This window comes from Pseudogemmobacter bohemicus (assembly GCF_003290025.1).
GTDB classification, from domain to species: domain Bacteria; phylum Pseudomonadota; class Alphaproteobacteria; order Rhodobacterales; family Rhodobacteraceae; genus Pseudogemmobacter; species Pseudogemmobacter bohemicus.
Map to the genome: position 1 here is coordinate 765,748 of NZ_QNHG01000001.1, position 12,423 is coordinate 778,170.

General features: G+C 59.0%; 14 protein-coding genes. 13 read left to right on the forward strand and 1 reads right to left on the reverse strand.

Features of this window, described 5'->3' with window-relative positions; genetic code table 11:
- The first annotated feature begins 19 nt into the window (after nt 1-19).
- The 8 genes from DRF71_RS03650 (at nt 20) to DRF71_RS03685 (ending at nt 5,153) form a co-directional block, all read left to right on the forward strand.
- Entirely contained in the window at nt 20-775 is a 756-nt protein-coding gene (locus DRF71_RS03650; RefSeq protein ID WP_112309194.1) for a phosphatidylserine decarboxylase, read from the forward strand.
- The gene (pssA, locus tag DRF71_RS03655) at nt 775-1,554 is read left to right on the forward strand and encodes a CDP-diacylglycerol--serine O-phosphatidyltransferase (RefSeq protein ID WP_112309195.1); all 780 of its coding nucleotides are present in this window, start codon (nt 775-777) and stop codon (nt 1,552-1,554) included. The genes DRF71_RS03650 and pssA overlap by 1 nt, the downstream gene beginning before the upstream one ends.
- A 339-nt stretch (nt 1,555-1,893) precedes the next feature.
- Nucleotides 1,894-2,145 (forward strand): hypothetical protein, encoded by a 252-nt coding sequence (locus DRF71_RS03660; protein ID WP_112309196.1) that lies wholly within the window; start codon nt 1,894-1,896, stop codon nt 2,143-2,145.
- A gap of 126 nt (nt 2,146-2,271) precedes the next feature.
- Nucleotides 2,272-2,571, forward strand: a complete 300-nt coding sequence (locus DRF71_RS03665; RefSeq protein WP_157970912.1) for a hypothetical protein — start codon at nt 2,272-2,274, stop codon at nt 2,569-2,571.
- Nucleotides 2,572-2,631: 60 nt separating this feature from the next.
- Complete coding sequence (locus tag DRF71_RS03670) at nt 2,632-3,243, forward strand: hypothetical protein (protein WP_157970913.1); 612 nt, start codon at nt 2,632-2,634, stop codon at nt 3,241-3,243.
- 391 nt (nt 3,244-3,634) lie between these two features.
- Entirely contained in the window at nt 3,635-4,246 is a 612-nt protein-coding gene (locus DRF71_RS03675) for a hypothetical protein (protein ID WP_112309199.1), read from the forward strand.
- Between the two features lie 152 nt (nt 4,247-4,398).
- A complete protein-coding gene (locus DRF71_RS03680; protein ID WP_112309200.1) occupies nt 4,399-4,707 on the forward strand; it encodes a helix-turn-helix domain-containing protein in 309 nt (102 codons plus the stop codon).
- Nucleotides 4,704-5,153 carry a HipA N-terminal domain-containing protein gene (locus DRF71_RS03685; RefSeq protein ID WP_112309201.1) on the forward strand — a complete coding sequence of 150 codons (450 nt, stop codon included), beginning with the start codon at nt 4,704-4,706 and terminating at the stop codon, nt 5,151-5,153. Before DRF71_RS03680 ends, DRF71_RS03685 begins: the two co-directional genes overlap by 4 nt.
- Here the strand turns inward: DRF71_RS03685 and DRF71_RS27195 are convergent.
- Entirely contained in the window at nt 5,057-5,860 is an 804-nt protein-coding gene (locus DRF71_RS27195) for a DUF6538 domain-containing protein (protein ID WP_157970914.1), read from the reverse strand. The genes DRF71_RS03685 and DRF71_RS27195 overlap by 97 nt on opposite strands.
- A 355-nt stretch (nt 5,861-6,215) precedes the next feature.
- On the opposite strand from DRF71_RS27195, the gene DRF71_RS03695 reads away from it, so the two are divergent.
- The 5 genes from DRF71_RS03695 to DRF71_RS03715 all read left to right on the forward strand — a co-directional run bounded on the left by DRF71_RS03695 (nt 6,216) and on the right by DRF71_RS03715 (nt 12,326).
- Nucleotides 6,216-7,394 carry a tyrosine-type recombinase/integrase gene (locus DRF71_RS03695; RefSeq protein ID WP_112309203.1) on the forward strand — a complete coding sequence of 393 codons (1,179 nt, stop codon included), beginning with the start codon at nt 6,216-6,218 and terminating at the stop codon, nt 7,392-7,394.
- A 29-nt stretch (nt 7,395-7,423) separates the two neighbouring features.
- Nucleotides 7,424-8,182: a hypothetical protein gene (locus DRF71_RS03700; protein ID WP_112309204.1), complete on the forward strand. Its 759-nt coding sequence runs from the start codon at nt 7,424-7,426 to the stop codon at nt 8,180-8,182.
- 101 nt (nt 8,183-8,283) lie between these two features.
- A complete protein-coding gene (locus DRF71_RS03705) occupies nt 8,284-8,481 on the forward strand; it encodes a helix-turn-helix transcriptional regulator (RefSeq protein WP_112309205.1) in 198 nt (65 codons plus the stop codon).
- Nucleotides 8,478-9,446 (forward strand): hypothetical protein, encoded by a 969-nt coding sequence (locus DRF71_RS03710; RefSeq protein ID WP_112309206.1) that lies wholly within the window; start codon nt 8,478-8,480, stop codon nt 9,444-9,446. Before DRF71_RS03705 ends, DRF71_RS03710 begins: the two co-directional genes overlap by 4 nt.
- Before the next feature lie 120 nt (nt 9,447-9,566).
- Entirely contained in the window at nt 9,567-12,326 is a 2,760-nt protein-coding gene (locus DRF71_RS03715) for a DUF5906 domain-containing protein (protein ID WP_157970915.1), read from the forward strand.
- Nucleotides 12,327-12,423: the final 97 nt, after the last annotated feature.

Sequence of the window (12,423 nt, forward strand, 5' to 3'; positions counted from 1 at the left end):
AACGGCCGGTTGCGCGCCAATGTTGCCGCCCGCCCGATCAGTCTGTAGAGACGGGGGGCAGACCCGGAGAGAGGACAGCCCCATGCGCATGATCGACACTTTCGTCAAGCCGATGCATCGCGAAGGGATCCCCTTCGTGGCGATTTTCGCGCTGATTACCGCAGGCCTGTTCTTCCTGTGGGAGCCGCTGGGCTGGCTGGGGGTGGGCCTCACCATCTGGTGCTATTATTTCTTCCGCGACCCGAAACGGGCGGTGCCGGAAAACAAGGGGCTGCTGGTCAGCCCCGCTGATGGCGTCGTCTCGATGATCACCCCGGCCGTGCCGCCGGTGGAGCTTGGGCTGGGGAATGAGCCCCTGACCCGGGTGTCGGTCTTCATGTCGGTGTTCAACTGCCATGTGAACCGCACGCCGATCACCGGCAAGGTCACCGCCGTGGCCTATCGGCCGGGGAAATTCTTCAACGCCTCGCTGGACAAGGCCTCGGTCGATAATGAGCGCAATGCGCTGGCGATCCGGCTGGAGGATGGCCGCCATATCGCGGTGGTGCAGATCGCGGGGCTTGTGGCGCGCCGCATCGTCTGCTGGACGAAGCCGGGCGATACGCTGCGCACCGGCGAGCGGTTCGGCCTGATCCGCTTTGGCTCGCGCCTTGATGTCTATCTGCCCGAAGGGGTAGAGCCGCAGGTCACCCTTGGCCAGACCGCCGTGGCCGGCGAGACGGTGATCGCGCTGATCGGAACCGACGCCCCCGCGCGCCATGCCCGGATCGAATGATGGGCGAGGATGACCACGACCCGCTGTCTGAAGAGGGCGCGCCCGAAGCGCGCCGCAGCAGGGGAGAGCGCGGGCTGCTTTTGCTGCGGCTGTTGCCGAACCTGGTCTCGATCCTCGGTCTCTGTGCCGGGCTGACCGCGATCCGCTTCGCGATCACCGGCAATGTGAATATCGCGGTGCTGCTGATCGTGCTGGCGGCGTTTCTGGACGGGCTTGACGGGCGGCTGGCGCGGATGCTGCGTTCGGAAAGCGCCATCGGCGCCGAGCTGGACAGCCTGTGCGATTTCGTCAATTTCGGCGTGGTGCCGGCGATGGTTCTGTGGATCTGGGGCCTCAGGGCCGAGGCCTCGATGGGCTGGATCGCGGTGCTGATCTATGCGGTCTGCTGCATGCTGCGGCTTGCGCGGTTCAATGTCGGCAATCGCGAGGAAGTGCCGAAGGAGAAAACCGGTTTCATCGGCGTGCCGTCCCCCGCCGGTGCCATGCTGGCGCTGACGCCGATTTATGTCGCGCATGTGACCGGCTACCGGCTGCATGAGGCGGTGATCACCTTCTGGATGGTGGTGGTGGGAGCGATGATGATTTCGCGCCTGCCAACGCCGAGTCTCAAACGCGTGCGCATCCCGGCCTCTTCGGCGCCTTTCGCGCTGGTGGCCGCAGTGGCGGCGGTGGCGCTGGTGCTGACCTATCCCTGGGTGATGCTGCTCTTGTTTTCCATCTTCTACGCCACGGCTCTGGCCTGGCACGCGCTGCGGCATCTGCGCCGGCGTGAGGTCTGAGCAAGACGGGCAACTTTGCGGGACGGAGCGGACATAAAAACGCCTGAGTGCCGCAATAAGCTCTGCGCGTTAAGCGTCACCAAGAGACATACTGCCATGCACCTAACTAGTGCCTACCCTCATATTGTCGGGATTCCGAGAGTCGTGGTCTTGATCCTAGTTGGGCTCGGCGTTGCCAACTATGCAATAAGGCTTGGCGGGGCATATTTTCCAGACATTTCAGCATCGCTTTCGCCCGAGAGAGGGGACATCGTCATCCCGGAACTTTACCCGTGGATAGAGTTCAGACTGTTCAACTATGCCCTTTCAGCAGCAGCATTTTTCCTGTGGAGTACCATAATGCTGCGCGAAATCGGGAGGTTCTTCCGTTACGGGAAAACAGGCTGGCGGCTACGGGGCAGCCGCTGCGCTTGTCTGGGCCAGAAGCTCGCAGACGATGCGGTGCAGCGCAGCACCTCTGTTGCGCTCCTGATCCCAACCGGCATCGGGGAACGACCGGCCAACCGCGCCGCGAAGTCGCTCGAAAACCTCGCCTATCGGCAGGATGAGGCCATGCGCCGGATGGTCAATTGGGCTGACAGTCTGGGCTAGGTTCGCTCCTGCCCGGGTGTGGGGGCGGAGGGTGTCGGTGTCTTCCGGGGAGATCAGCTCAACGCTTGCTGCACCGGGAATCAGCCGAGCCTGATACTTCTGTGTCAGTGTTCCCGTGGTGTCGAGTTGGGCCAGTTCTTCACCGTTGACCACCTTGATCCGCGCGATCTGGTCTGCCTCATCCACGCGCAGGATGACATAGCGCCGCGTCGGGGAAAGCTCCTCATTACAGACTTGGAGGTTGTTGGCTTCGCGGAATCGGAACGGTTCGCCCTGAATCGTTTGGCATGGCTGCTGCCGAAGCTGGTGCAGATGGAAGCCAGCCCGAAGAAGCTGCCACCGATACTGGGAAAGCCGACCCTTCCGACCCCTGAGGATATGGAACTGCTGCGGAGGGTGACGCGGTTACTCAATCCCGAGGGATAGATGACTCTGCGCCGATAGCCTGCTACTGGTATGGATCAATTTATATCAGAAGGAACTCCCATGCCTTCCCCATTCAGGCTGACATTTTTGGACAACGGAGGAACAGGGTTTCTCGTCACGAATGATACCGATACTTGGCTCTTAACCTGTCTGCACCTCGTAACTGAACTTATCGACACACCGCTTACCCATCCGATGCCCCTTCAAGGCGTATTCGGCATTCCAGATTTGGGATTGTCCATCACCGTCAACTTTGAGGTCGGACGAGTTCTGCTCGTCCCAAGGGGCGATGACCTCCATGATATTCTAAGGATTACGCTCACCGAAGCCGAACGAGCAGCCTTCGCGCCGTTCGGAGCTTACAGGGTTGCGGATATTTCGCTCGCCCAAGTCGGTGAAAGCTTGGAGATGCGAGGCTTCCCGATCATTGCTGGGCACCAAGGCGCTATGAGAACTGCACCTGTCACTGTTGAGCAAATCGAGGGGGTCAGCATTAAGATGCACCAACCTGCTGTCGGCGGCGGCATGTCCGGCGGTCCATTGGTGAGGGGGAATGCTCTGATCGGCATTGTGCATGGTTCAGTTGGACCGGCACCCGGATACGAGAATGCACTTGCAAACTCGTTTGCAGTCCTCGGGCCAACGCTCTTTGGTCAGCCTGCGGATAACTGATGCCCATGAACAATGGTGTGGCTGGATGGCCAGATACGATTCCAGCCGCCCCGTCCTGCTTGCGCAGTGCTTACACCGCAAAAGAAGAAGGGGTCAGCTTTTCAGCTAACCCCTTGATCTTATTGGCTCCGGCGGTAGGGGGCGCAGCCGGAGCCAAATTCAAGCGCAAGTTATTGATAGTAAACGTGAATCCGATATGCGTCCCTGCGCTTTGTATGGCAGTTTTGTATGGCACTTGTATGGCAGTAGTTTCGGCGGGTTAGATGTCTCCTGTCTCCTATTACGATGGCTTCTGCTCCACGGGATCGTCAAGCCGTTCCGTGGCGAGACATTCGTTGGCACAGCACCCCCAACGGCCTATGGTTCCGCTACGAGCATGGGAGATAGGCGGATGGCCAGCGAGCTGCGTGACACCGATGGGTTTTCCGAGCTGAAGAAGGTCTTGGCTGACTTTCCGCTCCGCAACGGCGAACAGGAGTTCGCGTGTGTCGCCGCCGCGTTCCTGAGGCGCCATGGCGACCGCTTCCGGCTGCTGGCCGTCCCCGAGCCGCTGTCGGGGGCCGAGGCCGAAGCGCTCCGTTCTGTGGGGGTCGCGCCTAACTTGGGGAGTGCGGAAGCGGCACCACTGCTCCAGTCCAAGGCCAATCATGCGGCCCTGGTCGTCACCGCCCTACCTATCGCCGAGGTTGCCGGGCGGCTCGGGGTGACGGAAGCCCACCTGCGTCGACGGATTGGCGAGCGCACGCTGTTGGCCGTTCGCGGACCTGACGGGCGCGGCCTGCGCGTGCCGGCGTTCCAGCTGACCGGGACCGGGGAACTGCCTGGCCTCAGGGTGGTTCTGCGCGCAATCCGGCCCGGCCTGCGTCCATTGCAGGTGACCGCTTTTTTCGCCACACCGCAGCCCGATCTCGAGGATGCCCAAGGAAAACCGATGGCGCCGGTCACTTGGCTTCTGGCCGGGCATGATCCAGAATCCGTGCGGGATCTGGCTAGGGACCTTTGACGGCCAAGCACCCGAACCAGCATCGGTCGCCGCCTGCGGGCGGGTCTGGCAGCGGAGACGCTCCTGTAGAATAAGGTATCATATTTTATCCCTATATTGTCAGATGAGCATATAAGGGATAATATGTGATCCGCATTTAATTTGGACAGCCGATGATCCCCGTTCTCGACACCGCGCCCGATCTCCGCGAACACGTCCGGCAGGCCGCCCGCAACCGGCGCATCGCGCTCGGTCTCACGCAGGCCGATCTGGCGGGACGTTCGGGCGTTCCGCTCGGCAGTCTCAAGCGGTTTGAGAGGCTCGGCGAGGTCTCGCTGTCCGCGCTTCTGGCCATCGCCGAGGCGCTGGACGCGTTTGAGGGGTTCCGCGCGTTGTTTCCGCTCCCTGAGGCGCGCAGCCTCGATGAGGTGGAACATCAGGCCAGCCTGCCGAAGCGGGCCCGGCGGAGGGCGCGTGGATGACGGTGCGGCGGCTCCATGTCTCGCTCGATTTCGGCAATGGCGAAGAAGTGCCGGTCGCGCGGCTCGGCTGGGACGGGGCTGCGCGCCAGGCGGTGGCCGAATGGGATCCCGGCTTTGCGGCGGCTCCGCTGCCGGTCAGTCCGCTGCTGATCAGGCAACCGGTCGGCCTGCTGCGGGCCAAAGCACGGGCCTTCGGCGATCTTCCTGGATTGTTCGGCGACAGCCTGCCCGATGGCTGGGGCCGGTTGCTGATCGACCGCGAACTGGCAGCGCGCGGGCGCGCGGTTATCGACATCACCGATCTCGACCGGCTCGCCATGGTCGGGCGCGATGGCATGGGCGCGCTGACCTATCGCCCCGAGGACGGCGGTGGCACAGCTTCAGTTGATGGGGGAGGCGCGGACAAAGGTGTCGTCGCAACAGTCGCCGGCGGAAACGCGCCCTGAGTGGCATGTGCCGAGTCCGGCTGGTCCTGCAGGAACTCCTCGAAGATGGCGGCGGCCAGCGCATCCGCCTCGTCCATGTCGGTGCTGGCACGGTCTGCCATGAGGTGGTGGGCCGCACCTCGCGCGCGAAGCATGATCTGTCGGGCCTGGATCAGGTCTGTCGCGGAGGGCGATGCCAAAGAGAACTGATCGCGCAACACCCCGGCGATGCGCCGCATCCGCGTGTCGGACCAATAGTCCTGCCGGAAGAGCTCAAGAAAATTGTCTAGGCGGGCGAGGTCCGTATCTGTCAGATCTGCGGCCCTCATCGCTTCAAGCTCGGCTGCGGACAGGCTGGCTGACCGGCCACGTTCGGCAAGCAAGCGGTAGGCCTTTGCCGCCATCTGATCGCGGCTCTGGTTGGCGGCCCAGGCATTTTCTTCCCGGTCGTCGCTCTCAACGACTCTGCGGCGCTGGATTCGCTCAATCTCGTCCCGGATCACCTGATCGAGCAGTTTGCGGGCATTTTCACGTGTAAGGCCGGTATTGATCATGTGTTCGAACAGGTTGTTGCTTGCAACGGTGACCTTCGCCGCAATGCTGCGCGCGAGCAACGGCTCATTGGTGCGAAGGCTTACCTGCAGGAGGGCACCGCCCAAAGCGGTGGGGAGCCGACGACGCCAGACATATGTGGCACCGCGTCTGAATACGAAGTCTGTGATACCCATTTGCTTCCGATTTCCGGAACGCGGGGATTTCACTCCGGTGCATCGTGTATGGCACCTTGGTATGTCACTTCCAGAAATTATCTGGAAAATGCCAATCCTATCAATGACTTGATGTAGGATTTGGCTCCGGCGGTAGGGATCGAACCTACGACCAATTGATTAACAGTCACAAAATCCGATATTTGCGAGGCGTTGCGAGGGGTGCCGAGGGTATCCATCTAGTATATTGAAAACACGCTATTTTCATTGTCTGACACATTGCATTGCGTTATCGTACGTTGCAAGCGAAAGCGATGCGTGAGACGTAAAATTGTCTGCTATATGTCTGACGGCAGACACCGGAGCGAGGTGGCCCATGTCGCGTGTGAGATTGACGGATAGAGCGGTGGCGGCATTGCAGCCGCAGGAGAAGCGGTATGATGTGTCCGACGCCTTGCGGGTCGGGCTGCGGGTCCGTGTCGCGCCGACAGGGATCAAGACATGGGTGTTCGAGAAGCGCATCCGGGGCGAAAGCAAGCTGCGTAGCCACACGCTCGGGCGGTTTCCGGCCATCACCTTGTCCGAGGCGCGGGAGAAGGCCCTGACCCTCGAAAAGGAGGCGATTGAGGGCGTGGACCGCAAGGCCGAGGTCAAGAACCTGCAAACGGTGCGGGCGATCCTCGACCGCTACGACGAAATGCACCTAGCCCAGCTTCGGACGGGCCGGCAGCGCCGGAAGCAGATCGAGGTCGCCTTTGGCAACCGGCTGGACGACCCCTTGAACAAGGTCGAGCGGCGACACCTGCAAGAGTTTATCGACAAGGTGGCAGGCAAAGGGACCAAGGTTCTGGCGAACCGCTACAAGGCGGCAATCAGTGCGTTCACCGCCTTCGCATGGAAGCGCGGTTACATCGACCACAATATCGGCGCGGGTCTTGCCAAGGCCCCCGGCAAGGAAAAGCCCCGCGACCGATTGCTGACCCTGAGCGAGGTTCGCGCAATCTATGACGCCGCCGCGCTTCTATCCCCCCTGTGGACGCCGATCATCCGTCTCCTGATCCTGACAGCGCAACGTCGGGGGGACATCGTGGGGCTGCGTCATTCGGAGATCGACTTTGACAAGCAGCGCATTGACCTGCCGGGGGCGCGGACCAAGAACGGCAAGGCGCACATCGTCCACCTGTCAGAACCCGCCCTTGAAGTCGTCAACGGCGTGACCCCGAAGAATGACCTGATGTTCACGACCACAGGCACGACCCCGGTTTCAGGCTTCTCCAAGGTCAAGGTAGAGATCGACAAGCTGCTGCCCGACGATATGGAGCCTTGGACGTTCCACGACTTCCGCACCGCCTTCGCCACGATCATGGCCGAGGGCGGCGCAGATGAGGGGATCGTTGACCGCATCCTGAACCATTCGGCGAGCGCATCCGCAGCCAGCGCCGTTGCCCGCGTTTACAACCTGTCGGCCCAACTCGACAAAAGGGCCATCGTCCTTGATCGCTGGGCCGAGTTGGTGACGAAACGCACCGCCAAGGTGGTGAGCATCGCATCGTGACGCGCCCGTGCCTCCCCCCTGTGGAAATTATGAAGCAGCGCGTCCGCGAGCGGCTGGCTGAACTTGCTGGCCAGCGCGACGAAGCGCAAATCCCCTTTGATCAACGCCAGCCTCTTGGGCGTTTTTTCGACCTTGATCCGTTTATGCAGGAAACGGCGCAGATCATTGGCGCGGCGAGCGAAGGCGGTCCGCAAGGAGAGTGGGGGGCAAAGCGGCTATTTCAGAAATTCTTGTATGGTTATGAGGCAGACATTGAACCCCATTATGGGGTGGGCAACGATCAGGATGCCGCTGAAATCGACGCTCAAAGAGAACGTCTGCGGGTCGCCCATGTCGGTTATCAACTTTTGGCTATCGCGCAGTTTTCCGAAGGTGCGCAAAACTATCCCTTTATCTATGACCTTGTGGTTCGCTATCTTAACGAAATTGACGATTCCGAGTTCCAGATTGATCCTAAGGTAAGGTCCGCGTTTCGGAAGATTGTTCAGTTGCCGCGCCCACAGGGAGCAAGCGGTGCGAAGAAGGCGACGAATGTAATTCGTGACCTGATTATTATTGATCTGGTTTCAGACCTGATAAAAACTTTTGAAGGTTTGCCAGTCACATTCAGCCGAGCTAAGCTCGGCAACGAAAACGCTTGTGATATTGTCACGGCGGTTTGGGATGAAGAGTTTAAGTACATTAAGCGGCGTCATGGTACTTCTGTCGTGGTAATAGATCATAGGCTAAACGCTGAAAGCGCGGTGCGTAATGTGTGGGAAAAACGTAACAAGAAATCTTCTGTTTAAGCAGGCTTAGATTTCGTCCCTAAAGTCGTTGTTGTCGTTATGTGCGACATATGTTTCGGGGCGCTGCATATTGATTTCCATGAGACGCACAAAGGTGTGACATGGAACAGAATGACCCCCATAGACTAATTCGCGCCAAGCAAGTTGCAGAAATGACTGGGCTTTCGGTCAGCACCTTCTACGCCCAAATCCGGCGCGGCGTATTCCCCAAACCCTTGCAAACCGGCCCGAACACCGTGGCATGGCGCTACAGTGATATTGTCGGCTGGATCAATTCCCTTCAAGAGGTGGCCCGATGAACAACGAAATCCTTCAACGTGTTCGGGTGGTCCTACAGGGCAGCACTTCCCTAACGATGGAAAACATCGTTTACCTGATCGGCGAGGCCGAGGGTGAAAGAGATCGCCTCACGCGCGAAATCGCAGCGGACGGTAAGTTGCTCATCGAGCATACTACCTTGGAAGATCAGTATCCCGAAATCCGTCAACGGATGGAAGGCAACACCGAAAACCGCGACCGTCTCACCCTGTGGCTGCCCAAGCTGCATGACCTGCAAGCAGAAATGGCGAAGGCCGAACTGGCTGCGTGGCAGGATGGGCGCCATAAAAATACGGGCAAGCGTGCCAAGAACTTCGACAAGGTGATGGATCAGTATTTCGAGCTTCTGCCGTCCCTGATCGCCGTTCTTCTCGACTACCCTGCGCTGCGGCAGGAGATCAATGTGTTCAACAACCCGGCCCAGCCGCATACGCTGGTCAATCCGAAAGATCGTCTGGTCAACAGGTATCCGCGTATCAGCATCTCGACGCCCGATGCGGTTATCAGGGGCTTGAAGCTCGTTGATCGCGCTGGCACCACCGTTTACTCGAATCCTGACCCGTTTGATCGTGGTCCGGTCACGATGGTCGGCCCCATGCAAGCAGCCGCGCAACCTGTGGTCGCCGGACACTTTGCCTCGGTCGTCGCGGACTACGAGCGGGAAAAGGATCAGTTTGACGCCGCACAGTACCAGTATGGCGAGTGGGAGCGCGAGGCAGCGCACACCGGCCTGACCGTCGAGAAGGTGGCGATGCAAAACGGCCTTACGGACGGTCAGTTCAAGACTGTGTTGGAGCGTGCGACTGGCAAGCCGCTGGAGCAGGCTAAGTCGGCGGTTGTTTCGAGGATCAATACCGTTGTCGCCGCTTGCCCAGCGAGCGGCCCCGATGCCGCAATCAAAGCTCAGATCGAAAATGCAAAAGCGGCCATCGGTGCGACCTCCTGACATAGAGGCACCGAGTCGATCTAAAATTTACCTTCGGACAGAATGGGTTATGTTCCGGCGGGTGTCTCGCGCAGACATATGCTGGACATTCTCCCATTCTGCCGGGCTTTCGAGGCAGCAATGACCGATCTGAATTTCCACGCGGGTGACGTGTCTCCATCCTCCGCAGCGCCCACGGGTGTCCCTGATCGTTACAGGCGCATCCCGCCCGAAATGCGAGACATCCCCTGCTGGATGGTCGCGCGGGACAAGAAGCCGTATAGCGTCACGCCCAACACGCTGATGCAGGGCAAGGTCGTCGTCTCCGACTTCCATGTCAATGCGCACAACCCGGCCAATCACTGCACGTTCGATATGGCCGTGCAGGCGATTGCGGCAGACGCGACCCTTGCACTCGGCTTTATGATGGGCGTTGGCAATGACCTTGTCTGTGTTGATAATGACGACCCTGCGAAGGCCCGCCCTGAGCATCAGGATGAAGCGCGCGAACAGCAACGACTTATCCGGGGCCATTTCGGCCCGATGACCTATAGCGAGGTTTCGCAGTCGGGAAACGGCCATCACTTCATTGGCCGGTGGCCCAATGCCCCGGCAGGCTTGAAAAGAAAGAAGCAGGCCAAATTCCAAGTCGAACTGCTCGTGCAGCAATTTGTGGTCATCACGGGTACACAGCCCTATGGTGAAAGCACGACGACCGGGATTGGCGATATTTCGAGCGACTGCGCGGCCATGTATCGAAAGATGATGGCGGATGAAAGTCCAGATGGGCAGCCCCACACCGCCCCACCTGTGGTCGCCTCAATCACCCCTGCCCAATGCAGCGAGAAACGCCTTCTTTCTCGTCTGGGAGGGGAATGGGAACTGGGGCCAGCCTTCCATGATGGCAACAAGGCGCATAATTGGTCTGATACCCTATTCGGCTTCTGCTGCTCTGCTGCGGCGATCACCACAGACGGCGAAATGGTCTATCGTGTCATTGCCAAAAGCGGGTTTGCGCTTCGGGCTGACGATAAGGGTGGGGAGGTTCGGCTTGATAAGCTGGCTCGGACCTTCAAGGATACTTGGCAAAAGGCTCTGGTGGAGAAGGAACCGGAGCGTCAGAAGGCAGCATTCGCGTCCGACGATGAGATCGACTTTGATCGGCAATATACGCGGGCCGATCTCTGGCAGGACGAGCATAAAGCCGTCTTGAACCAGTATGTCATTCATCTGGTCCGCAAAGAAGCAGAACGAATGATCCGTGATGAGTTGCATAGCAATTCATCCGCCGAAGTCATCGCTCCGCTTTTCCTTTATATCTCCGAAAGGGAGCGGGGAACGCTCGCCAATCACTATGCCAAGGTTGAGCAGCATGAATTGGCATCGGCTTGCACTGACGCGCAAATCAAATCCCTTCACTTGGGTGAAGACATTTCCGTGCCGCAACTCGACCAGTACATCAGCCAAGCGGTTCAGTGGGTTCACCGGGATCGGAGTTTCGGCTACCTTAAAGATTGGTTCGATGCCCGGTTCTACATCGTCAAGAACCACTTTGGAAAGCCAGTTGTGTTTCAGGTAGATGATCCAGATGCACCTGAACAACTGCTTAGCGACTTCCAGAAAGCCTTTTCTGAGCATGTCTATTACGGTGAAATAGACCACAAGAAAGATGAGATCGAGAAGAAACCTTTCGTTGGCGCGTGGATCACAACAGCGGGCGACCATCAGTATATCGGCGCTCGTATGATGTATGAAACGACCGAAACCACTGTGAACACCTCGACCGGAAGGATCAAGAACATATTTACGGGATTTGCCACCGATGCGGCCACGAGTCTGATTGAAGCCGACAATGATTGGCCACTCATATCCGCGCACCTTTGGCATGTCATATGCTCCGAGGATGGGCCGAAGGCGGATTATCTAATCAGGTATTTGGCGCATCTCGTGCAGCGTCCTTGGGAGCTTCCAAAAGCTGCAATCGCAATCTATTCTTCGGAGCAAGGTTCGGGTAAGTCGCTGCTTTACAACGTGGTCAAGGAGTTGGTTGGTGCGAAGTACTGCTTTGAGACAAGTGACCCAAGACATATCTTTGGGCGTTTCACCGATGGCATGATGGAAAAGCTAGTTATTCACGGGGCGGAGATGCTGGCCGCGGCGGATGACGCCTCCAATGCGAGGGCAAAGAACATCATCACTGATCCAAGCATTTCCATTGAGGGGAAGAACAAGAAAGTAATCACCGCAAAGAATTACACCCGGCTCTTTTTGACGACAAACAAGCCCCACGCAGTTCAAGTGGAAGCGAGTGACCGCCGATTTCTTGTCCTGCGGGCATCGCCGATCTATGGCCCAACTCATGAGTTCTGGAGCCGATACTGGCCTAATGATCAGACTGGGTATAGTGGCTATCGCGGTGAACTCCCCGCGTTCATGCGCTTTCTTCTCGGGCTGGACATTTCGACTTTCAATCCTCGGGATATTCCGCAGACGGTCGAAAAGGGAGAGCAAAAGCTGCTCTCGCTGGCTGGCGCGGACCAAATCCTGTTTGCGATCCTGTCAGAAGGGCAGTTGCCCATTTGGTCGGAGCGTCAGGCGCACAGCACCCACGGTGATGTTTGGGTCACGCCGATTTCGGAATGGAAGCGGTGGCTCAAACTGCAACCGACGATAAAGGCTGTCCCGGCGCAGGTCGGGACGATCTTCAAGTCGATCCTAGTCGTAGCAAACAACACTATGCGTATGAGCATCGGCGGGATCGAGAAGGGGCAGATTCCTGCGTCCTATCACTGCACTTGCCTGCCGCCCTTGGCTGATGCCCGCCGCCGCTTCTTGGAACACCTGAACATCGAGCACTACAACTGGGGCGACGGCCCGGAAGTCGAATGGGTGCGGGGCTGACCCTGCACATCCCCGAAGACGCGCTGTGGGGCGGTTGCAGAGCGTCCATGCTTCGCAGCGCCCCCGCCTGTCTCACATGGCCTCCCGCGCTGTAGCG